The following is a 21521-nucleotide window of genomic DNA, read 5'->3' as shown; positions in this document are numbered from 1 at the left end:
ATCAGAGGTGTCTACCAAACAGGGGTCAGGTCCTTCTTAGGTCACGGCATAGTTGACAATCAGCACCCAGCACAACGATTGTAGGTGTCCTTCGAAAAGTAACCCAAGTGCCATTTCTGCGTAGTCGGGAGAGTCCTCCACAGCCCTTCGGAAAAATGGCCTGTTTTTGGTTTGGACTGTACTACCTACATCCCATCCCAAGAATGTGCATCGAGTAGTTCTTCTGGGTCGTAGTCAAATTCTTCCATTGGGTCCGGATAGGGTGGTTCAGTAAAGTCGGGTTCTTTTGGATACGGCTCCGGCAGGACTGCCTTAATCGGGAAAATGAGCCCGTATGCTTCCTCTAACGCTGCGATCTGGGCATCGACTAGGTCTAGGTTGTGGTGATGGTCATAATCATCCAGTATTTTGTGGCCTTTGGCGTAGAACTGCGCCACCTTGTTACGCCGGGCGCATACTTGCTCTAGGTTCGCCTTCCACCGAGGTGCCTGCGCGTGCGTGTTGTGGTTGATCAGGCTATCCGGGGTGCAGGTTTCATACGTGCCGTTGGAAAATAACCACAGTATGTCACCTGTGTCCGGATCCGGAACGTAGAACCCACGTTTATCGGTTTTTACATTGTGGTGTTTTTGACACAACGGATACAGGTTGCTCGGTGTGGTTGTACCTCCCTGACCAAAGGCGATCCGGTGATCCAACTGACACAGCTGGGATGGCACCGTGCATCCCGGGAACACACAATGCGCATGACGGGCACAGACCACTCGCCGCATTGCTTCGGTTGGGGTGTAACTATCCGTATAGGCCTGCAGTTCTGCATCCATGTCCACCGTGGTGATCTTCGCTTTCTCCAAGATGGCGTCTAATGCCACGGTTGCCTCTGGGGTTAAGGCCCCTACCCCTGGTACATAGGCTTCACCACCAGGTACACGGCCTTTCGGCACAAACACATGCAGCGTGGTTTTCGTTGGGGTGATCTCCCCGGAAAGCAGTTTAACCATTGCATCCGCCATTGATGTGTTGTGTTTGCGTGCCGTGGCCAACACATGTTCACGCACCACATGTGCCGTTAACGGATTCGTAGACAACGTGACCAACGTTTTGACAGTGCCGGTGTATACGGATTGTTCAAACGTCACCGCATCATCAGCCGCATGCGCGTGTGCTGTGCGCTGCATGCGCCGCTTTGGTTGATAGGCACACGTTGGGTCAATACGTTTGATCATCTCCCTGATACGGCGAGTAATCATGGTGGTCTGTGGAGTGTTTTGCCCAGCACGTGTCGGAGTAAACGTAGACGTCAGCATCTCGTCAAACTGCCCGTAAGCCTCATCAGTAATATCTGGGCCAAGCTCAGCAAGCACATGATCAATCGCCCGCAAATGACACAGATCCAACACACGCGTGCCGGCTTGTAAGGCACGCAGCTTCGGCAAATGCTGCAGGCGCGCATGCGCAAAAATCGCGCCTTCGACAACACCTTTACCCCAACCCGTTGCTTCCCGAATAGCCACTACTTCCAGTTCGAAGTCATCAATACTTGCCCCGGGTTGACTGAATTGTCCGAAAACACTCCAATAAATATCGCGAACACCTTGACCGAACGTGCTTAAAGCATCCTCTGGTCGTTGTGTGCGGAAATATGGTTCGCCCACGGTGTACCCCCGTTGTTATTGCCCCATTGATTATATGCCTGTTTTCTACCCCCAAGTATACCCGCCCAACAGTTCTATACGCAAGGGGTAGACCAGCATTTATTGCAACTAATTTCACCCACGTGTTCACAGCAAAGGCTGGCGGTTGCATTCAGTATAGCGACCGACCACACACGCCCCTTGAGCCAACAGGAAAATAACAAACAACTGTTCGAGTTGAATCGTGTTGTCGCACCTTACCCATGCCCGAAAACAGAACCAGGAAAACTGAAACTCCAGTCTGTATCCCGTAGCGCGACCGGAAGCATCTAACAAAAGGGAGGCTCACAATGGGACCATCGAGTCCCAATTGCGGGTGTCTGGCCGCATACCTGCACGCAATACTCCCGCTTCGGAGGCGACCCACCACTGAGTCGAAACCAAAACTGGCGCCCCAGATACATAAACCCGAATACATAAACCCGGGTACATAAACACCGCGGCGCCGGTATGTCCACACTGTCGGGACTGATGACCCACCCAAAGTTTTTGGCGGAGACGGGGGGATTTGAACCCCCGGAGGTGTGACCCTCGCCGGTTTTCAAGACCGGTGCATTCGGCCGCTCTGCCACGTCTCCAACAGTCCGTAACTGTACACGCCGCCCACCCAATACCAGTATTCTGGGCTGGCATGAACGCACCCATGAACGCACCAGCAAATACAACCATGCAAGCCATCCAGCTCACGGACTCCGACAACCCGCGCTCCCTTGAGTTGCGCGACACCCCAACCCCGCATCTGCAAGAGGGCGAGGTGCTAGTCAAGGTCGTCGCCGCCGGTGTAAACCGCGCTGACCTGGTCCAGGCGGCCGGCAAATACCCGGCGCCGAAGGGTGAATCCGAGATCATCGGCTTAGAATGCGCCGGCATCATCGTGGACCCGGGCACCACTGGTCGTAAAGAAGGCGAGGAGGTCGGCTGCCTGCTCGCTGGCGGTGGCTACGCCGAATACGTCGCGGTGCCCGAAGGCCAGCTCACGCCGAAGCCAGAAAGTCTCACGCTGGAAGAGCTGGCGGGGGTTGTGGAGGTCGCTTGTACGGTGTGGTCGAATTTGGGGATGCTTGTGGGCGTCGACAAGCCGCATGCGGACGGCGCGCCGAAGAGGGTGCTGATCCACGGTGGCTCGGGAGGGATCGGCTCTTTTGCGATCCAGCTGTGCAAGGCGCTGGGGTGCGAGGTGGCCACCACCGCCGGCAGCCAAGAGAAGGTGGAATACTGCCGTGAGCTGGGCGCGGACCACGTGATTAACTATCGCGAGCAGAACTTCGACGAGGAGCTCAAAGGTTGGGCCGACGCGATCCTTGACGTGGTCGGCGGTCCCTACCTGGAGCCGAACGTGAAGGCGTTGGCGATGGATGGGCAGCTGGTGGTCATCGCGTTGCAAGGCGGGGCGAAGGGCGAGATCAGCCTGGGCCGTATGATGCCCCGGCGCCAATCGCTGCACGCCACCACGCTGCGTGCGCGCCCGCGGCCGATGAAGGCGGACATTGTGGCCTCTACCGTCGAAACCGTATGGCCGCTGATTGAGGCCGGCCGCATCAACCCCAACATCACCGCCACATTCCCACTTGCAGACGCCGCAAAGGCCCACGACCTGCTCGATTCCGGCGACAACACCGGTAAAATCGTCTTAACGGTCTAAGCGCTCTAAGCCAGGCTGGCCACGGTACGCGTCAGCTGCAGCACATCCGCGTGCGTGTTAAAGGGGCTCAGGCTCACCGTCACGGCCCCACCCATCTCATCTACCCCCATGTCAGTGAGCAGTTTGCTTGACGACGCCACCGTGGCCACCATCCCATTCGCCACCAATCGCTGATGCACCGTCTCCGCCGGGACGTTCATCACCCCAAACGTCAAACGCGGAATACGGTCCAAATGGATGTGCTCAGCGGCCTCACCAGACACGCCCACGATGTGGACCATGGGCAAGGTGCCCAAAAACGTGTACAAATCCTCCCCCAGGTGCTCCATGTAGTCCGCGGCCTCCTGCATCGAGTACACCAACCGCTCCCGCCGTGTCGCCTTCCATGGATGCCCGTCACACGGCTCGGCCAACTGCGTGTAGTGCTCCACAACCGCCGACACGCCACCTGCCAGGCCCGGAGCGACCGGCAAATCCAACATGTCGCGGTCCAGACGATTGAGCATCGCCTCATCACGAAACACCAACGCAGCCACCTGCGGTCCGCCCATCGCAGCCACGTCAACGGCAACAATGTCAGCACCGAACTCGTCGAAGCTAAGGGGGCGGTAAGGGAGGTACGACGAAGCGTCGACAAGCAGCCAAGCCCTCGAACGCCCCTTGACCACCTCCGCAACCTGCGACACCGCAACCACCGTGCCAAGCTGCGCGTGCGCCGCCGGAATAGACACCAGGCGCGTGGAACCATCCACCAACTGCTCAAACTGCCACGGCGGCAACTCCCCCGTAGCCAAATCCGCCTGTGCCCAACGCACCTGCGCATCCACAAGCTGAATCGTGGACGTCAGCCGCGGGTCATCCAGGCCCGTCACCACAACCGAAGAATTGTGACGGAACAACGGACGCATCGCCGCCGAAAGCGCCAAGTACAACGCCTGCACACTCGGGCCAAGGATTACCCGCTCAGGCGAAGCGCCGGTGAGGTCCGCAACCGCCGCCCGTGCATCCGCAACCAACGTTTCCCCCTCCGGACACCCCGGGGCGAAACGCGTATGCGACCCTTGTGCAGGCTCCGGCGGGGCAACCGTAAACGCCGCACGGAAACTCCTCGCCACCGCTGACGCCACCCGCTCCGGCACCTGCGGCGCATCATGCGCATTCAAATATGTCCACCCACTGGACAACGAAGTGTAAAGGCCCCTCACACTGGCAACGTCATATGCCACGGCCTCACACCCTTTCTAAGAAAAACATCAGTCTTTATTATGCCCCGTATAGCCACCCACTGCATACCGGCAGCGTGTAGCGGCTAGGGTGATGTAGGTGCGAGACATCGAACAACTGCGTGCAGACGTTGCCCGCATGACCAGCGAGCCGGCAAGTGACACCCCGGCGTCACAATCCAAAACCCTGGCCATGTCATGGCGCGACCTCACCCGCGGGTGGGGCCAACACGAACTCTGGCTACAACTTGGCTGGCAGGACATCAAACAGCGCTACCGGCGCTCGACCCTCGGCCCGCTATGGATCACCATCGCAACCGGCGTCATGTCACTGGCGCTCGGCCTTTTGTATTCGATGCTGTTCCAAATCTCCGTCGCCGAATTCCTGCCGCACGTCACCGTCGGCTTCATCGTCTGGGGCTTCATCTCCGGCTGCATCAAAGACGGCGCCAACGTATTCATCGAAAACGAAGGCCTGATCAAACAGCTGCCATCCGCTCTGTCGGTACACGTCTACCGCCTGGTGTGGCGCCATCTACTGTTCCTGGCGCACAACATGGTCATCTGGCTCATCCTCGTGGTTGCGTTCCGCATTAACCTTGGCTTCAACGTGCTGTGGTTCATTCCAGGACTGGCACTTTTGGTAATCAACGGTGTGTGGGTGACCATGCTGTTCGGCATCATCGCCACCCGTTTCCGTGACGTCGCGCCGCTTCTTGAAGCGTTGGTCCAGCTGCTGTTCTACGTCACCCCAATCGTGTGGACCACCAAGACGCTGCGCGAGCAGGGCGGCGAAGTTGCCGCCCGCGCCCGCATCGCTGAGCTCAACCCGCTCTACCACTACCTAGAAATCGTTCGCGCCCCCCTCATCGGGCAAGAAGTAGCCGCCTACCACTGGTGGATCGTCCTCGGCTGCACCGCCGGCGGCTTGCTCATCACACTGTTTGCCATGAAGCAGATGCGCTTCCGCGTGCCTTACTGGGTGTGACGCTCGCTGCTGCGTCACAGAAAGGACCCGAGATGGTTTCCATTGACACCTACAACGCCTGCGTCGACTTCCCCATTTTCGACGCCAAATCACGCTCCCTAAAAAAGGCCGTCATGTCGTCCGCCGGCGGCAAGATTGGCAAGAACGCCTCCAACACTGTCGTCGTTGAGGCACTGCGCGATATCAACCTTCACCTGCGGGAAGGCGACCGCGTCGGCCTTGTCGGCCACAACGGCGCAGGCAAATCCACCCTGCTTCGCCTGTTATCCGGCATCTACGAACCCACGCGTGGCTCCGCCATCGTCCGTGGGCGCGTCGCCCCCGTCTTCGACCTCGGCGTAGGCATGGACCCGGAGATCTCCGGCTACGAAAACATCATCATCCGCGGCCTGTTTTTGGGGCAGACCCGCAAACAAATGAAGGCGAAAATAGACGACATCGCCGAATTCTCCGAGCTTGGCGACTACCTCAACATGCCCCTTCGCACCTACTCCACCGGTATGCGCGTCCGATTGGCTCTGGGCGTAGTCACCTCCATCGAGCCCGAGATCCTGCTGCTGGATGAAGGCATCGGCGCCGTCGACGCCGCCTTCATGTCCAAAGCCCGCGTCCGTTTGGCCGAGATGGTGGAACGCTCCGGCATCCTGGTCTTCGCCTCCCACTCCAATGACTTCTTGGCGCAGCTCTGCAACACCGCGCTGTGGGTGGACAAGGGCGTAATCCGCCAAGCCGGTCTGGTCTCCGACGTTGTGGGTGCCTACGAAGGGCCCGAAGCCGGCGAGCACGTTGCCAAACTGGTGCAGCGCTTCCACTACGGCGCTGAGGAGTAGGATGCGGTGTTGGTGGCACTGACAAATGTGACATCGCCGTTTCCGTTTCCCCAGGTCGCGTCTGTATCGGGCACGTTGGGCGTCACATTTGTCAGAAAGCTCCAACGTCGGCGGCCTTTTGGCGGATCAGATCGCAGATCAGGTCAACAAGCTCAAACATTGTTGTCGATGAGCAACGTGGAACGGTCCACCCCAGGCGCGTCGCCTTCAGATTGATGGCGGCATCTTTTTGACGCTGGGCGTATTCCCAGTGGTGGGCGCCGTCATACATGGCGCCGATCTTCAGGGCAGGGATGGCGAAGTCGAAGGTGGTGACTATCACCCCGTCGTAATAAAGCGGCACTTGTTCCTGCAGCGTGTAGCCGTATTTTCTAACAACGCTGCTCAGGAGCAGGCGAAGCTCCGTCTCTTTAGGCGAGTCAGCGAGAGCACTACTCAATAGCAAAACCCGCTCCAGCCATCGGCGAGACAGCCTGCGAGCAGCAGCTTCCTTAATCTGTTCCGGTCTTACCCCTAAGAAACGTCGGCAGCTGTCGATGAGTTGGATCGCCATGACGTCAACTGGTTCCAGCCCGTCAATATGCACCACGTTCCAGCGGTGCATCCCTTTTCGGATGTGCTGCAGCGCTTGGACCAGCGCCTCCGCTGGCGCGAACGCACGAAAGGCGACACCACGGTGCTGGAGGGTATAGGCCTTGCCTAACGGGCGCGGCATGCGCAGGACCGTCGGTGAAATTTCGTTACTGAGTTTGTTCCGGTCGGTGGTGCAGTAGAGGGTGGTGTCGGCGGCGTCTACAAGAAAAGGCAGGCCGTGGAGGGCCAGGGCGGCAAACGCGCCGACGATGCAGCCGGGGTGTTCCACCGCGTGGGCGACGGCGCGTGCGGCGGCGGGGGCTTGGTAGGCGATGTTGCGGGGGTGGGCGTTAGCGTCGCGGTCTATAAGCCACGCGCTTCGGCATTGCGCCTCCCGCACGTACCGTTCCTGGCTGAGCTGCACATAGTGCTCCCCCACTTCGCGTTGCGACGCATGCACGAGCACCACATCAAACGCCACCTCAACATCGATACTGACAACTTTCCCCATACTGAATTAGACGCGCTGAAGACCGCTGCGGTTCCATCCGGCACAATAAAGCCCATGAGTTCCCACGAGGCGCTGCTAAACCCCAACGGCACGACGGCCGCAGTCATTGTCACCCACAAGCGTGTTCACCTGCTGAAGCATTCTCTTGAGCAGGTGGTGAACCAGACGCACCCGGTGGATTGGGTGATCGTGGTGGACAACGGTGCCGAAGACGCTGCCGACACCGCCGTGAAAGAGCTGCTGACCAGCCTGGCAAAGGAAAAGGCGGTGTACCTGCCCTCGAAGACCAACCTGGGTGGCGCGGGTGGTTTCGCCTACGGGTTCCTGCACGCGTTGGCGTTGGGTGCGGACGCGATTTGGTGCGCGGATGATGACGGTCGTCCGGCAAGCCAAGACACGTTGGAAACGTTGTACGCCCAGGCAGCTAAACACAAATTGGCCGAGGTCAGCCCGGTGGTTGCCAATATTGAAGACCCGGGCAAGCTGGCGTTTCCGTTGCGTCAGGGGACGACGTGGCATCGTCGTGTAGAAGAGCTTGAGGGCGAGTTCCTGCCGCAGTACGCCAGCCTGTTCAACGGCGCGTTGATCAGCGCCAAGGCGATGGAGCGGATCGGTGTGCCGGACTACCGGCTGTTCATTCGTGGTGACGAAGTGGAGTACCACCGGCGCCTCGCCCAGTCGGGCCTGAAGTACGGCACGGCGCTCAACGCGTTCTACCTGCACCCGGACGGCTCTGGCGAGTTCCACCCCATCATGGGCGGGCGCGCACACGCACAGTGGCCGGATAACGAATCGAAGCGGTACTTCACGTACCGCAACCGCGGCTACATCATCAACCAGCAAGGCATGAAGCGGATGAAGCTGCAGGAAGTGGTGCGTTTCGGGTGGTTCTTCCTGCTACAGAAGCGCGACCCGAAGGGGTTTATTCAGTGGCTGAAGCTTTTGCGGATGGGGGCACGGGAGGATTTCCGCCGGCCGCGTAACTAGTCGGCTCTGTAACCTCGATCATCTTCGTCTCATGACGGAAGATCACGCGGCGCTGCAGCACAAAATTGGTCACCGTGGCAACACCCTGAGCGATGACAAAGGCGATGAGGTCCTTGAAGGGGTCCCCGATCCCCAGCGCAAGAAGCGGTGGCTCGGACCAGCGGTACAACAGCAGCTGCACGGCGAACGTGGAGGCGTAGAGCACGACCACCGCACCGGCTTTCTTGGCGTTGACCTCGGCCTTAAACGCAAAGCGAGAATTGAGCAGGTATGCCACCAGGGTGCCTACGCACCAGCCGAGCGCCTTGGATGCGTCACGCGACAAGGGCGACAGCTTGGTCAGCGAATAGGTCACGCCGAAGTCCAGCACGGCGCAGCCGATGCCGATGATGATGAACGGCACCAGCTGCTTTTTCAGCGCCGATTGCGTGGCCGCTTTCGTGGCCGGTGTACTCGGGGAGGAACTCACGCCGGGGAAGTCTACCCGCGCGACCAGCCAAAAGCGTTAAACGCCAGACAGTGCCAGCAGTTCCGCGTTGACCGCACGGAGGTCAAAGGGGCGTGGACCGAACTCGCCGGCGCCCGCCACGCACATGGCGGCTGCGTCATCGCTGTCGCCGAGGTGGATCTCAGCCAGTTGCATCTGAAACTCCCACAGGCCCCAGTGGAAGTGGAGGGTGTCGCCGGGGTGGCGTAAGGCGTCCCTAAGCAAGAAGCCCCCATCGGTATCGGTGCCAACCTCGCCATCGATGTCAAAGACGGTTGCCACGATGCGCCGACATTCGGCAACGGTTGTGTGTTGGGGGAGGCCGATCCAGCGGTAGACGGTGTCGTCGCTAAGCAGGAAGCACCTGACCATCAGCATGCGTGACATGCCCCCAGGCTACCTATTTTTGGGTCTGCTTCACCGCCAGGTAGGTCGCAGCCAGTGCCCCAGCCACCCAAGCCTTCGGCTTATCGACGCCACGCTTACCCAACCCCACCACAACCCCATCAACCAGGCGAGATGCAATGGTGAACGCGCCGAAAGCGCCCACGGCAACGGCACCAATCACGCCCCAGGACAATGCGACGGAATCCTCTTCGCCCTGCTCATCATCCACAACAGCGGTGAGGTCATTACGCGGGTCCTCATCAAACGCGTTGAACACGGCAATCGTGCCGGCGTTCAGCGCGAGAAGCGGCAAGCGCGCCGCAGGAAAGGCAACAAGCGCGGCGATAAAGCCTGCCTGGATGCACTGGCCCGCAAACGTGTTGTCCAGCGCGTTGTAATCAATCCGCTCTTCGGTGCTCTGCTCGGTGTGCTCGGTCTGCATACGGCAGATCGTACCGGCTGAGGTGCTCACAGCTAGGGTTGTCCGGTATGGAACAACCGCTGAACCATTTCATGCAGCAGCTGATGGCACAGGAGCTGCCGGTGCAGGACAGCGCCAGCCGCGCGCTGATTTTGAAGATTTTGCGTGAGTATGAAGGCCCGCAGATCACCTCGCAGGAGGAGCTTCCGAAGGAGATCCGGGAGATTCTGGAGCTCTGACTGAAGTCTTTTTCAAGACTGACCAGCCGCATCTTGGGATAAACGTCACACCTTTTGTTACGGGTGCGTTACGTTCGCGTGAGTAAGGTTGGAATACATGCAGATTCACACCGACTTGAAGTCCCTCCACGGCTGGGGACGCACCGCTCCAAGTACCGCTCACGTACTTTCCACCCCTGACGTTGATGTGATCAAGGCAGCCGTGGCACGCGTGGCAGATGAGAACGCTTCCCTTCCACAGTCCCAGCGTCGCGGCGTGATTGCCCGCGGTCTCGGCCGTTCCTACGGTGACCCGGCGCAAAACGGTGGCGGCCTGGTGGTTGACATGACCGTACTCAACCAGATCCACTCCATTGATCCGGAAAGCGGCATTGTGGACGTGGACGCAGGCGTGAGCCTTGACCAGCTGATGAAGGCGGCACTGCCCTACGGCCTGTGGGTGCCGGTGCTGCCAGGTACGCGCCAGGTGACCATTGGCGGCGCCATCGGCCCGGACATCCACGGCAAAAACCACCACTCCGCAGGCTCCTTTGGTGACCATGTGGTGTCCATGGAGCTTCTGGTTGCAGACGGCCGGGTGCTCCACCTTGAACCGGAGGGCTCCGCGGATGACCCAGACGGCACGCTGTTTTGGGCAACCGTCGGCGGCATGGGCTTGACTGGCATCATCCTCCGCGCTCGCATCCAGATGACGTTCACGGAAACCGCGTACTTCATCTCTGACACGGAGCGCACGGACACGCTGGATGAGACCATTGCCCTCCACTCCGACGGCTCCGAGGTCAACTACACCTACTCCTCCGCCTGGTTCGACGCGATTTCTGCGCCGCCGAAGACGGGCCGCTCCACCATTTCCCGCGGCTCTTTGGCAACGCTTGAGCAGCTGGAAGAGTACGCGCCGAAGCTGGCGAAGGACCCGCTGCGTTTCAGGGCCCCGCAGTTGATGACGGTGCCGGACATCTTCCCGTCCTGGACCATGAACAAGCTTTCGCTCATGGCTATCGGTGAGGCCTATTACATGATGGGCGCTCCGAGCAAGAACGACATTAAGAACTTGACGCAGTTCTACCAGCCGCTGGATCTCATCGGTGAGTGGAACCGCGGCTACGGTTCTGCCGGCTTTTTGCAGTACCAGTTCGTGGTGCCTACCGATGCGGTTGAGCCCTTCAAGGACATCATTTACCAAATCCAGTCTTCCGGCCACTACACGGCACTCAACGTGTTCAAGCTGTTCGGCGAGGGCAACCGCGCGCCGCTGTCCTACCCGATGAAGGGTTGGAACGTGTGCGTGGATTTCCCGATTCGCTCGGGCTTGGGCGAGTTCCTGGATCGTCTGGATGAGCAGGTGATGGAGTTTGGCGGCCGCCTCTACCTGGCAAAGGAGTCTCGTACTTCCGCGGAGAAGTTCCACGCCATGTACCCGGGTATGGACGGCTGGTTGAAGACCCGCCGCGACATCGACCCGACCGGCGTTTTCGCCTCCGACCTGTCCCGCCGACTTGAGCTGAACTAGCCGTAGCTCCAACGAAAGCTCCAACGAAGAAAAGGAACCTGAAATGTTGAATGCAGTAGGCCAAGCCCAGCACATCTTGCTTCTCGGCGGCACCAGCGACATCGGCCTTGCCATTGTCAGCGAGCTTGCCTCCCGCGGCGGTGCCCCCACCGTCACCCTTTGTGCTCGTAAGGGCTCCCCGCGTATCGACGCCGCCGTGAACACCCTCACCGCCTCCGGCGCCGGCGAAATCCGCATCGTTGACTTCGACGCCTTGGATTTTGACTCCCACCCGGCAGTGATTGACGCCGCGTTTGCTAAGGGCGAGGTAGACATTGCCGTCGTTGCTTTTGGCACGCTCGGCGACCAAGAGGAGCTGTGGCAGGACCAGGCCAAGGCCGTGGCGTCTGCGCAGACTAACTACACCGCGTACGTCTCGGTGGGTGTACTGCTGGGCCAGGCGATGAAGCGCCAGGGCCACGGCAAGATCATCGCGCTGAGCTCCGTTGCGGGCCAGAAGGTGCGCCGCTCCAACTTTGTGTACGGCTCCGCCAAGGCGGGCATGGATGGCTTCTACCTGCAGCTGGGTGAGGCGCTGCGTTCCAGCGGTGTCAAAGTCACCGTTGTCCGCCCGGGTCAGGTGCGCACCAAGATGACCGAGGGCCTCGACGAGGCACCGCTGACCGTGAACAAGGAAGACGTAGCCGAAGCCGCCGTGGACGCCGCCTTGGCCGGCAAGCCCGCCGTGTTCGTGCATAAGCTATTCGGCCCGATCTCGCTTGTGTTGCAGCACATCCCAGCGGCGATCATGCGCCGTCTGAGCTTCTAGCTTTGGCTTTGGCTTTGGCTTTGGCCCAAAATAATTCAGGACAGCGCCTGGAAGACTGAATTTGTTTCCCAAATCCGGGCAAAGAATTCAGTATCCCCAGGTCGCTAAACTCCCCAACCGGAAAGAATTCAGGATTTCCCCGAAAGCCCTGAATTCTTTTTGAATTCTTTCCATCTGCTGCCCTTAAACCACCAAAAACGCCGAAGTCTTAAGTAGATATTGAGGTTTGCGCCGTTGCTACTAGGGTGTGTGGGGGCCATGTGACAAACTATTACGCATGACCACCACTTCCACCCGCGAATTGCGGGTTACTTCCTATGCGCCGGATGAGATCTCCGGCGTACAGGCTACGTCTCGGGCGGTCAGCTTCTTTTTCCTCGGTGGCGCGCTGGCGCTTGCCGGGTGGTTTGTCTTAAAGACGCTGTCCCTACCCGCGTTTAATACTTCGATGATGCCGCGTGCGCTGTCGGCTGCGGCGTCGTTTGTCTTGATTGCTGTGAGCACGTGGTGCTGTTGCATGTGGGTGCGTGGGCGGAAGAACCTGCTGATTGAGACCGTGGTGTCGCTGGTGCCTGCTGGCATTGTGCTCAGCGCGTTGGGTATTCCGCTGACGGCCACCAACCTGTGGCTCGATGGCATCCAGGTTGACCAGGGGTTCCGTACGCAGTTCTTGTCTCGTATGGCCCAGGGTCCGTCGCTTGCAGACATGAGCTACGTGGATCTGCCCCCGTTTTACCCGGCTGGTTGGTTCTGGTTGGGCGGCCGCCTTGCTAATGCATTGAATATGCCTGGTTGGTTGGTGTATCAGCCGTGGGCGTTGGTGTCTCTGGCCGCGGTCGCGGCAATCTTGACGCCGATCTGGCATAGGTTGACGGCCTCGTTGCCGGTGGCGGGTGCGTTGGCGCTGACCAACGTTGCTGTGGTGCTGACGGAGGTTCCGGACGAGCCGTATGCGGCGATTGTGGCGATGCTGTTCCCGGCTGGTGTTATTGGCGCATACCGTGCACTGAATGGTTCGTGGTGGGCCACGGGTGCGCTTGCGCTCTACCTGGGCGTTTCAGCAACCTTGTACACGCTGTTTACTGCCTTGATGGCGTTAACGGTGGTGGTGCTGGCCGTGATCATGTTCTTCACCCGTGGCAATTCGTTGGCACCGGTGCGCCATCTGCTGGTGATCGGGTTCAGCTCTATGACGTTTGCACTGATTACGTGGGGCCCGTACCTGTTGCGTCTGATCACTGGTGATGAGGAGGCGGTGTCTACGGCGAACCACTTCCTGCCGGAAGCGGGCACGTACTTTCCCATGCCGTTCTTCTCGCTTTCCGTCGTTGGTCTCCTCAGCCTGATTGGTTTGTTTTTCCTGGTCTTGCGCTTGAGCGAGCCTGAGGTGGCCGCCCTGGGTTTGGGTATTTTGGTGTGCTACTTCTGGGCGATGGCCTCCATGGCGGTTACCTTGTTTGGTACGTCCTTGTTGGGCTTTCGTGTTGAGGTGCTGCTGATTTTGCTGTTCACCACCGCGGGTGTGTTGGGCTTTGCGGAGATCCGCCTGGTGGGTGTGGATTTCTGGTTCTCGTACCGTTTCTCCGATGCGACGAATCGGGCAATCACCACCGCGATGATCCTGTTCGTTGCTGCGAGCAGCGTGTTTTATGTGCAGCAGATCCCGGTGAAAAACCGTGATCACATTGATCAGGCATATGCGGACACCGATGGTTTTGGTGAGCGCGCAGACCGTTTCCCGGCGGATGCTGGCCGCTACTACGGCGAGATTGTGGAGTTCATGTCGGAGCACGGTCGCCGTCCAGGCGAGGCTGTGATTTATACCGATGAGATCAACTTCATGGCGTTTAACCCCTATTACGGGTTCAACGCGTTCACCAGCCACTACGCCAACCCGTTGGGTGAGTTCAACCTGCGCAATGAGGAGTTGGTGCATTGGGCAGAGCTGTCCAATACCGCGCCGGCGGAGCTCACGGCTGCCATTGATAATTCCCAGTGGCGTGGCCCGGAGGGGTTCATCTTCCGCGGCAACTTGGATAAGAAGACGCCGTTGAAGACGCATGTGGCGTATGACATTTATCCGAGCCAGCCGAATGTGCGCTATGAGGGCTTGTTCTTCGACGCTGAAGCGTTTGGTTCCGCCGATTGGGCTATGAAGCAGATCGGTCCGTTTGTTGTTGTGGTTCGCAAGGAGCAGTAAACCATGGGTCAACACGTTGAAACTTTTCCGGAAGCTACCTCGCGTCGTATGCGGGTAAGGCGCGCGCCGCGTTCTTTGGTGACCACCGCCACGGCGAGTGGCTTGTTGGCGTTCGTGTTGTTGGTGTTGGTGCCGTTTTTGCCGGTGAACCAGGTGCAGTCTTCGGTTTCGTGGCCGCAGAACCATTCGGTGCAGGCGGTGAATGCGCCGTTGATTTCGGTTGCGCCTCAGGAAGTGGATATCCAGATTCCTATTGAGGCGGTGGACCACGTTCGCCCCGGCCAGACGTTGGTGTTGGGTACGTTGCCGGAGTCTTCGCAGGAGGCGTTTGATCGCGGCCTGTTTGTCACCGCGCCTGGTGGCGGTCTTGTGGTGTCTGCGATCAATGAGGTGGTGTTTGATCTCACGGCCCAGGAGGTTGCTGCGCTGCCGCGTGATGCGATGCTGCGCATTCAGCAGACCGACGAGGAGACGACGGTTGCTATCAGCGGCACCTCCTACTCCGAGGAGGTTGAGGATGATTACCGCGCCCAGTTCACGGGTTTCTATACGGAGCTTGAGCCTGATGCTGGGCAGCTGCTTATCGACGCCGGCCTCAACGCCCACATCGACATCAACTCCCGCTTCACGTCTTCGCCGACTGCGCTGAAGCTGTTCGCGATGATCGCAGGCCTGATTTCCGCAGTGGTTTCTTTGGTGGCGTTGGGCCGTATGGATCGTTGTGACCGTCGCCGTGTACCGTTGTTCGACCGGGAGTGGCGCACGTTTAAGCCGCTAGATGGCATCGTGCTTGCCGTGTTGGGTTTCTGGCACGTCTTCGGTGCAAATACGTCTGATGATGGCTTCTTGCTCACCATGGCGCGCGTGGCCAATGACTCGGACTACATGGCCAACTACTACCGTTGGTACGGCGTGCCGGAGGCACCGTTTGGCTCCCCGTTCTATGACGTGTTGGCGCTGCTTGCGCGTGTAACTACGGCATCGATGTGGATGCGTCTGCCCACGCTTCTGGCCGGCATTGTGATCTGGTGGGTGCTGTCGCGTTCGATCTTGCCGCGCTTGGGTGAGGCGGTTTCGGGGCGTCGGGTGGCGTACTGGACTGCGGCGTTTGTGTTCCTGGCGTTCTGGCTGCCCTATGACAACGGCACCCGCCCGGAGCCGATCATTGCCGCTGGCATCTTGATCACCTGGGCGTTGTTTGAGCGAGCCATTGCGTATGATCGTCTGCTGCCGGCGGCGCTGGGCACGATCACAGCTGCGTTCACGTTGGCGTGCGGCCCGACGGGCTTGAGTGCTGTTGGCGTGTTCCTGATTTGTTTGCCGGCGGTGTTTAGGACGATGAGGCGTCGAAAAGCAATGGCCCCAATGCTCGCCTACATTGCTGTCTTCCTGGGTGCCGGCATGGCCGTGATGGTGCCGGTGTTTAAGGACCAGACCCTGGCCACCGTGCTGGAGGCTACCGCCGTGCGCTCCGAAGTGGGGCCGGCGCTGAGCTGGCACGAGGAGTGGGTGCGCTACGCAACGCTGTTCCAGCAGGCGGTGGACGCCTCGCTGGAGCGGCGCTTCCCCATGTTCACCCTGACGCTGTGCATGGTGCTGATCCTGTGGGGCATGGCGCGCTGGGGCCGCATCCCTGGCACGAACAAGGCAACGACCCAGCGGATGGTGCTCATTGTCGGCCTGACCGTGTTCTTCATGATGTTCACGCCAACGAAGTGGACCCACCACTTCGGCATCTACGCAGGTGTCGGCGCCGCTGTTGCCGCACTTGGCTCGGTGGTGCTGTCGCACTTCGCGCTGCAGTCTGCCCGCAACCGCACCTTTGCGTTTGCCGCAACGCTGTTCCTGCTGGCCCTGACCCTGGCGGGCTGGAACGGCTGGTGGTACGTGTCCTCCTTCGGCGTGCCGTGGTGGGACCGTACCGTGCAGTACAAGGCGGTGGAGGCCAACACCATCGTGCTGGCACTGACCGGTGTGGTGCTGCTGATTGGCATTGTCCAGTCGCTGATTCACAACAACCGGCGTGCCGAAGCTGCTAAGGCTGGAAAAGCGCATGAGTTTGATCAGGCGGCTCGTGTAGGCACTGGCCGTTGGGCCGGCATCATGGGCGCACCGTTGGCGGTGCTTGCGATCCTGATTGTGGCGTTTTCGTGCTTGACGTTTGTGAAGTCGTTTGTGTCCCAGGCGCCCTCGTATTCGGTGGGCATGGGCAACGTACGCACTTTCAAGGGTGATGTGTGCGCGTTGGCCTCGGATGTGCTGTTGGAGACGGATACGAATGACTCCTTCCTCACCCCGATTGACGGGGTGCCGTTGGGCAAGTCCTTAGACGCTGGCACCAACGTCGGCTTTACCCCTGATGGTGTGCCTGCCTACATCGCGTCTGAAAACTCCAACACCACTGACGTGCTGTCTTCGGCGCAGTCGGATGCGCAGGCGGCGGATGTGCCGGAGGATGCGTTGAGTGATCAGGCGCAGTCCACTTCCAGTGTGAATACGCAGGGCAACAGGCCGGCGTATTTGCGTGGCGTGAACAACTCCACGGTGCGTTTGCCGTTTGGGTTGGACTACCAGCGTGTGCCGGTTGTGGGCACGTTTGAGGATGACCCGAGCCGCAAGGCCGTGCTGGAGACCGCGTGGTTTGAGCTGCCGGAGCACAACCCGGATGCGCCGCTTCTGGTGACCTCGGTTGCGGGCAAGATTGCGCACCATGACATCAACGGTGTGGAGCAGGAAGGCACCACGCTTGAGCTTGAGTTTGGGCAGCTGCGTGACGACGGCACCGTGAAAACCCTCGACAGCGTAGAAATGCTGGACCAAGGCCCGACGGGTGAGTGGCGTAACCTGCGCTACCCGCTGGCAGACCTGCCGGAGAAGGCAGACGTGGTACGCCTGGTTGCGGAGGACGCATCCTTTGGTGAGAAGGATTGGCTGGCGGTGACCCCGCTGCGCAACCCGACGCTTGCGGCGATGACGGACCTTGTGGACCCCGACACCCCGGGCCTGCTGGACTGGACGGTGGCGTTCCAGTTCCCGTGCCAGCGCACCTTTACCCACTACGCTGGCGTGACCGAGATCCCGCAGTTCCGTGTGATGCCGGATGCGCCTGGTAAGAAGCAGCTGTCTGGTTTCCAGGACTTCCTTGGCGGCGGTGCGCTGGCAACAGCGGAGGCAGTGAATTATTCTTACGACGTTCCTGGCTACCTGCGAGGCGACTGGCAGCGTGATTGGGGCTCCTTTGCCAAGTATGAGCTGCGCACGGATTCCACGGGTGTGGCCCCGGTTGAGGCCAACATTGATTATGAAACCCACACCAGGTGGGGTTGGTGGACGCCAGGCCCGATGAAGATCAGGAACCCGGACGAGTAGGAGTTGGAGAAAACGATGAGGTTTACGCGCATCGCTGCCGCTGTGGCTGCTGCCGTTACCGCTGCCATGGGTTTGGTAGCGTCAGTTGCGTCCGCGCAGGGTATCGGCGAGCCGATGATGTCCTCGGACAACACGATGGGGGTTGTGCAGGAGCAGGGCTGCAAGCCGCACTACCTCATTGCTGTACCGGGTGGTGCGAACACGGTGGCCGGTGTGCCAGCGTTTGTACCGCACGGCGGAAACGTGTTCAGCACGGGCCTGTTGGTGGAGTCGCGTACCAATGGCGCGGTTGAGCCGCTCTGGGTGTCCTACAACTCCGGTGCGTTTGCGCAGCGTCCGTACTACGCGGCGTCCAAGGCGGCGTATGACGCTGCCTTTGGTGCGGTTGCCAGCCTGGCGCGTTCCTGCCCGGGGGCCACGTTCAGCTTCACCGGCTTCTCCCTGGGCGCGGATGTCACGGCGCGTTTGACGCGTGACATTGCCTACGGCCGCGGACCGATCGCACCGGAGCGCGTGGATGCGGTTGCGGTGATTGCGAACCCGTACCAAGGCCCGAACGGTGCGACGCTATCACCGGGGACCTCGCCGACATCCCTTGGCGCGCTCGGTGCGCTGGAGGGCGGCTACGGTGTGCTGGCCAATCGCGTGCTGGAGATCTGCCGCCCGGACGACATTGTGTGCTCCATGCGTGAAGAGCACCGCTCATTCGTCGCCCCGGCCATGCGCACGCACATGAGTGCGGGCCGTGTGCCGTGGAATGAGTACCAGACGATCCTGCAGAAGCTTGGCCCGGGTGCTGTTGCGGTTTTCGCCGGTATGGCCGCCCACGGCGGGTACACCACGTTTGGCCCACAGCAGGCATCGGATTGGATTGTGCAGCACACCATGTAGTGCCTTGCCACTACAGTTGTGGGCATGCATGACCTTTTTGCGTTAGTAAATGGCAACTGGGTGCGTGACCACGTTATCCCCGCGGACCGCGGGATTGACGGCGCGTTTTACGCACTGCGCGACAAATCCGAAGAAGACGTTCACGCGCTGCTGAAGGAAAGCGACAGCCGCGCGGGCGTGCTGTACCGCGCCTTTATGGACACCGACGCGGTCAACGCCGCGGGGACCTCGCCGCTGAAGGCGGACTTAGACCGGATTGTTGTGGCGGACGTTGAAGAGTTCGCCCACAACCTGGGCCTGTTGGAGCGCGAAGGCGTTGGTGCGCCGCTGAGCTACTGGGTGGAGAAGGACTCCCAGGGCGAAGATGCGGTGGCCTACCTGGTACAGTCCGGCCTGGGTTTGCCGGATGAGGCCTACTACCGCGAGCCGCAGCACGCTGAGACCTTGGAGAAATACCAGGGCCATGTAGCGCGCATGCTGGGCTTTTTGGACGGCACGTACCTGATGGGCTTAAGCCCCGAGCAGGCGGCGGCGCGCATCGTTGCGTTGGAAACCCAGCTGGCGTCCAGCCACTGGGATGTGGTCAAGGCCCGTGATGCGGTGGCCACCTACAACCCGACCACGCTGGAAGAACTCCCGGCGATTATCCGCACGATGCTGGCGGCCTCGGGGTTGCCGGCAGGCCGCGTGATCAACATGATGCCGTCTTTCACCGAGGACCTGGCTGCGATGCTGCGCCCGGAGGCGCTGGCGGACTGGCAGCTGTGGGCCGTGTGGAACATTCTGCGTTCCCGCGCGAGCCAGCTCACCGAGGAAATTGCAAAGGCCAACTTCGAGTTCTACGGCACCCACCTCTCCGGTGCCACCCAGCAGCGTGATCGCTGGAAGCGTGGCGTTGCCTTGGCGGAAAGCCTGGTTGGTGAGGAGATTGGTCGGGAATACGTTCAGGGGCACTTCTCGGCGGCGTCGAAAAGCGAGATGCTCCGGCTTGTTGATTATCTGATTGCCGCCTACCGTCAGCGCATTGCCAAGCTGGACTGGATGGGTGAGGCGACGCGTGAGCGCGCGCAGGAGAAGCTCGGGCAATTCACCGCCAAGATTGGCTACCCGGAGCGTTGGCGCAGCTTCGACGGCCTTGAGTTTGTGGAAGATGGCGCGCAGCTTCTGGCCAATGTGCGCGCCGGCGCCGCCTTCGAGCACGACTACCAGCTGGCCAAGATTGGCAAGCCGAGCGATCGCGCGGAGTGGGTGACCACCCCACAGACCGTCAACGCGTTCTACAACCCGGTGGTCAACGACATCACCTTCCCCGCCGCCATCCTGCAGCCGCCATTTTTCGACCCGGAGGCCGATGCGGCGGAGAACTTCGGCGCGATTGGTGCCGTGATTGGCCACGAGATCGGCCATGGTTTTGATGATCAGGGCTCGCGTTACGACGGCCACGGTAACCTCAACTCCTGGTGGACCGAGGAGGACCGCGAACGCTTCGAAGCGCTCACATCCCAGCTGGTCAACCAATTCAACGGACTGGTGCCTTCGGTGCTGGCGGACCAGGAATGCAGCGGCGTCAATGGCGAGTTCACCCTCGGCGAAAACATCGGTGACCTGGGCGGACTTGGCATCGCCGTGGAGGCGTACAAGCTCTACCTGGCGGATCAGGGTATTGAGGATTGCCCGCAGCGTTCGTTCGGTGATTTGGAGGGCACCTACACCGGCTTCCAGCGCCTGTTCTTGGCGTGGGCGCGCGTGTGGCGTTCCAAGGCGCGCCCGGAGATGGCGGCGCAGCTTTTGGCGATTGACCCACACTCCCCCAACGAGTTCCGCTGCAACGTCATCGCCTCCAACGTGGACGAGTTCTATGAAGCGTTTCACGTGAAACCAGACTCCCCGATGTGGATCGATCCGGATAAGCGGGTGAAGATTTGGTAGGGCGTGTTGGGCGTGAGCCTGTAAATGAGCAGCTGAGCGAGGACTTCCATGTTGGCGGCCGCGACCGCGAAATGCCACCAGAGCTGCAGCTTGAACAGCTGGTGACCTACATCGAGGCCACCTATGACCAGGACGCAGCACAGTATTTGGCATTGCTGCCGGATCGCATCACGCATGCCGCGATGCTCATGCTCGGCAGCGCCGTGGACCACGCGATGCCCGCGGTAGCGTTCGCCGAAGGCGTGACGGTGGAGTCCGTTGAACTGGGCGAAGTGTTCGTGCCCAGCTCCCCCACCGGTGCCTGGGCTGTGTCGCTGAATAGCGAGGTACCCGGTCACCGCGACCACGCTTGGCGGCCCGACGTTGCCGCCACCGCGGAACTCTCCGGCGTAACCATCTTGGACGTGGACAACGTCGCCGACGCCGAAGCGGCCGTGGCCTATGTCCGCGAGCGGGCTGGTTCTGGTGGTGCTTGTTCGGTGTGGGCGTTTGGTTCCGCCGCAGCCTCGGTCCCTTCGGGTGCCGACGCCTACGCGCTGACCTTCCCTACCAAAGTGACGCCGGAGACGCTGGATGCGGCTGGTTCAGCGCCCGTGCTTGTTCAGGTCGCCTCGCGCGACGAGGTGGCAGGGACGTTGCCAGCCGATCTACCGGGAACTTTTACCCTGGCGGAGTACTTCTCCACGCACTACATTGCCACGCCTGCGGAAACCCGCCGCCGCGTGCGCGACGTTGCGGAGTTCATCGCGGCACTGTGATTTTTCGGGCTTGCTAAGCTCACGCGGGTCCAAGGTCGGCCTTGACATTGTGGCCTGTGGGTTTGGGGTCT

18 protein-coding genes and 1 tRNA gene are annotated in these 21521 nt (G+C 60.4%); 12 read left to right on the top strand and 7 right to left on the bottom strand.

Features of this window, described 5'->3' with window-relative positions; all coding sequences use genetic code 11:
• Nucleotides 1-185 precede the first annotated feature (185 nt).
• Nucleotides 186-1514: an HNH endonuclease signature motif containing protein gene (locus HMPREF3101_RS02980; RefSeq protein ID WP_070462437.1), complete on the bottom strand. Its 1329-nt coding sequence runs from the start codon at nt 1512-1514 to the stop codon at nt 186-188.
• A 670-nt stretch (nt 1515-2184) separates the two neighbouring features.
• Nucleotides 2185-2272, bottom strand: a tRNA-Ser gene (locus HMPREF3101_RS02975).
• Nucleotides 2273-2361: 89 nt separating this feature from the next.
• On the opposite strand from HMPREF3101_RS02975, the gene HMPREF3101_RS02970 reads away from it, so the two are divergent.
• A complete protein-coding gene (locus HMPREF3101_RS02970; protein ID WP_070462436.1) occupies nt 2362-3336 on the top strand; it encodes an NAD(P)H-quinone oxidoreductase in 975 nt (324 codons plus the stop codon).
• A gap of 5 nt (nt 3337-3341) precedes the next feature.
• Here the strand turns inward: HMPREF3101_RS02970 and HMPREF3101_RS02965 are convergent, their stop codons facing one another.
• A complete protein-coding gene (locus HMPREF3101_RS02965; RefSeq protein ID WP_070462435.1) occupies nt 3342-4562 on the bottom strand; it encodes an aminotransferase class V-fold PLP-dependent enzyme in 1221 nt (406 codons plus the stop codon).
• 136 nt (nt 4563-4698) lie between these two features.
• Here HMPREF3101_RS02965 and HMPREF3101_RS02960 point away from each other — a divergent pair, with 136 nt between their 5' ends.
• Entirely contained in the window at nt 4699-5547 is an 849-nt protein-coding gene (locus HMPREF3101_RS02960; RefSeq protein WP_070462442.1) for a galactan export ABC transporter permease subunit Wzm/RfbD, read from the top strand.
• Nucleotides 5548-5579: 32 nt separating this feature from the next.
• Nucleotides 5580-6377 (top strand): galactan export ABC transporter ATP-binding subunit Wzt/RfbE, encoded by a 798-nt coding sequence (locus HMPREF3101_RS02955; protein WP_070462434.1) that lies wholly within the window; start codon nt 5580-5582, stop codon nt 6375-6377.
• Nucleotides 6378-6468: 91 nt separating this feature from the next.
• Here HMPREF3101_RS02955 and HMPREF3101_RS02950 read toward each other — a convergent pair whose 3' ends face one another.
• Nucleotides 6469-7461 carry a hypothetical protein gene (locus HMPREF3101_RS02950; protein ID WP_070462433.1) on the bottom strand — a complete coding sequence of 331 codons (993 nt, stop codon included), beginning with the start codon at nt 7459-7461 and terminating at the stop codon, nt 6469-6471.
• Nucleotides 7462-7515: 54 nt separating this feature from the next.
• Here HMPREF3101_RS02950 and HMPREF3101_RS02945 point away from each other — a divergent pair, with 54 nt between their 5' ends.
• Nucleotides 7516-8448, top strand: a complete 933-nt coding sequence (locus HMPREF3101_RS02945) for a galactofuranosyltransferase GlfT1 (protein WP_070462432.1) — start codon at nt 7516-7518, stop codon at nt 8446-8448.
• On the opposite strand, the gene HMPREF3101_RS02940 is transcribed toward HMPREF3101_RS02945, so the two are convergent.
• Genes HMPREF3101_RS02940 through HMPREF3101_RS02930 form a run of 3 tightly spaced genes read right to left on the bottom strand, consistent with a single transcriptional unit; the run spans nt 8384 to nt 9764 of the window.
• Entirely contained in the window at nt 8384-8917 is a 534-nt protein-coding gene (locus HMPREF3101_RS02940; RefSeq protein ID WP_305763943.1) for a GtrA family protein, read from the bottom strand. The two genes, HMPREF3101_RS02945 and HMPREF3101_RS02940, sit on opposite strands and share 65 nt — an antisense overlap.
• Nucleotides 8918-8953: 36 nt before the next feature.
• Nucleotides 8954-9322: a hypothetical protein gene (locus HMPREF3101_RS02935; RefSeq protein ID WP_070462431.1), complete on the bottom strand. Its 369-nt coding sequence runs from the start codon at nt 9320-9322 to the stop codon at nt 8954-8956.
• 13 nt (nt 9323-9335) lie between these two features.
• The gene (locus tag HMPREF3101_RS02930) at nt 9336-9764 is read right to left on the bottom strand and encodes a hypothetical protein (protein WP_083280052.1); all 429 of its coding nucleotides are present in this window, start codon (nt 9762-9764) and stop codon (nt 9336-9338) included.
• Nucleotides 9765-9811: 47 nt separating this feature from the next.
• On the opposite strand from HMPREF3101_RS02930, the gene HMPREF3101_RS12040 reads away from it, so the two are divergent.
• From HMPREF3101_RS12040 to HMPREF3101_RS02895, 8 genes are all read left to right on the top strand, one after another.
• Nucleotides 9812-9982 carry a hypothetical protein gene (locus HMPREF3101_RS12040; protein ID WP_168156365.1) on the top strand — a complete coding sequence of 57 codons (171 nt, stop codon included), beginning with the start codon at nt 9812-9814 and terminating at the stop codon, nt 9980-9982.
• A gap of 97 nt (nt 9983-10079) precedes the next feature.
• Nucleotides 10080-11495, top strand: a complete 1416-nt coding sequence (locus tag HMPREF3101_RS02925) for a decaprenylphosphoryl-beta-D-ribose oxidase (protein WP_070462430.1) — start codon at nt 10080-10082, stop codon at nt 11493-11495.
• A gap of 43 nt (nt 11496-11538) precedes the next feature.
• Nucleotides 11539-12303: a decaprenylphospho-beta-D-erythro-pentofuranosid-2-ulose 2-reductase gene (locus HMPREF3101_RS02920; RefSeq protein WP_070462429.1), complete on the top strand. Its 765-nt coding sequence runs from the start codon at nt 11539-11541 to the stop codon at nt 12301-12303.
• A gap of 277 nt (nt 12304-12580) precedes the next feature.
• On the top strand, nt 12581-14503 hold the full coding sequence (locus HMPREF3101_RS02915; protein WP_070462428.1) for a galactan 5-O-arabinofuranosyltransferase: 1923 nt from the start codon (nt 12581-12583) through the stop codon (nt 14501-14503).
• A gap of 3 nt (nt 14504-14506) precedes the next feature.
• Nucleotides 14507-17872, top strand: a complete 3366-nt coding sequence (locus HMPREF3101_RS02910) for an arabinosyltransferase domain-containing protein (protein WP_246816622.1) — start codon at nt 14507-14509, stop codon at nt 17870-17872.
• Nucleotides 17873-17887: 15 nt separating this feature from the next.
• A complete protein-coding gene (locus HMPREF3101_RS02905; RefSeq protein WP_070462427.1) occupies nt 17888-18763 on the top strand; it encodes a cutinase family protein in 876 nt (291 codons plus the stop codon).
• A 24-nt stretch (nt 18764-18787) separates the two neighbouring features.
• The gene (locus tag HMPREF3101_RS02900) at nt 18788-20692 is read left to right on the top strand and encodes a M13 family metallopeptidase (RefSeq protein WP_070462438.1); all 1905 of its coding nucleotides are present in this window, start codon (nt 18788-18790) and stop codon (nt 20690-20692) included.
• 71 nt (nt 20693-20763) lie between these two features.
• The gene (locus tag HMPREF3101_RS02895) at nt 20764-21450 is read left to right on the top strand and encodes an alpha/beta hydrolase (RefSeq protein ID WP_246816624.1); all 687 of its coding nucleotides are present in this window, start codon (nt 20764-20766) and stop codon (nt 21448-21450) included.
• Nucleotides 21451-21521: the final 71 nt, after the last annotated feature.

Source organism: Corynebacterium sp. HMSC29G08 (genome assembly GCF_001806875.1).
Classification (GTDB): Bacteria; Actinomycetota; Actinomycetes; order Mycobacteriales; family Mycobacteriaceae; genus Corynebacterium.
The sequence above is the reverse complement of the archived record's forward strand: the minus strand, read 5'-3'. Positions and strand labels throughout refer to the sequence as shown.

Coding starts and splice junctions, on each gene's coding strand:
- HMPREF3101_RS02970 (WP_070462436.1), top strand. CDS start 2,362: ATGCAAGCCATCCAGCTCACGGACTCCGACAACCCGCGCTCCCTTGAG.
- HMPREF3101_RS02960 (WP_070462442.1), top strand. CDS start 4,699: ATGACCAGCGAGCCGGCAAGTGACACCCCGGCGTCACAATCCAAAACC.
- HMPREF3101_RS02955 (WP_070462434.1), top strand. CDS start 5,580: ATGGTTTCCATTGACACCTACAACGCCTGCGTCGACTTCCCCATTTTC.
- HMPREF3101_RS02950 (WP_070462433.1), bottom strand. CDS start 7,461: ATGGGGAAAGTTGTCAGTATCGATGTTGAGGTGGCGTTTGATGTGGTG.
- HMPREF3101_RS02945 (WP_070462432.1), top strand. CDS start 7,516: ATGAGTTCCCACGAGGCGCTGCTAAACCCCAACGGCACGACGGCCGCA.
- HMPREF3101_RS02935 (WP_070462431.1), bottom strand. CDS start 9,322: ATGTCACGCATGCTGATGGTCAGGTGCTTCCTGCTTAGCGACGACACC.
- HMPREF3101_RS02930 (WP_083280052.1), bottom strand. CDS start 9,764: ATGCAGACCGAGCACACCGAGCAGAGCACCGAAGAGCGGATTGATTAC.
- HMPREF3101_RS12040 (WP_168156365.1), top strand. CDS start 9,812: ATGGAACAACCGCTGAACCATTTCATGCAGCAGCTGATGGCACAGGAG.
- HMPREF3101_RS02925 (WP_070462430.1), top strand. CDS start 10,080: ATGCAGATTCACACCGACTTGAAGTCCCTCCACGGCTGGGGACGCACC.
- HMPREF3101_RS02920 (WP_070462429.1), top strand. CDS start 11,539: ATGTTGAATGCAGTAGGCCAAGCCCAGCACATCTTGCTTCTCGGCGGC.
- HMPREF3101_RS02915 (WP_070462428.1), top strand. CDS start 12,581: ATGACCACCACTTCCACCCGCGAATTGCGGGTTACTTCCTATGCGCCG.
- HMPREF3101_RS02910 (WP_246816622.1), top strand. CDS start 14,507: ATGGGTCAACACGTTGAAACTTTTCCGGAAGCTACCTCGCGTCGTATG.
- HMPREF3101_RS02905 (WP_070462427.1), top strand. CDS start 17,888: ATGAGGTTTACGCGCATCGCTGCCGCTGTGGCTGCTGCCGTTACCGCT.
- HMPREF3101_RS02900 (WP_070462438.1), top strand. CDS start 18,788: ATGCATGACCTTTTTGCGTTAGTAAATGGCAACTGGGTGCGTGACCAC.
- HMPREF3101_RS02895 (WP_246816624.1), top strand. CDS start 20,764: ATGCCACCAGAGCTGCAGCTTGAACAGCTGGTGACCTACATCGAGGCC.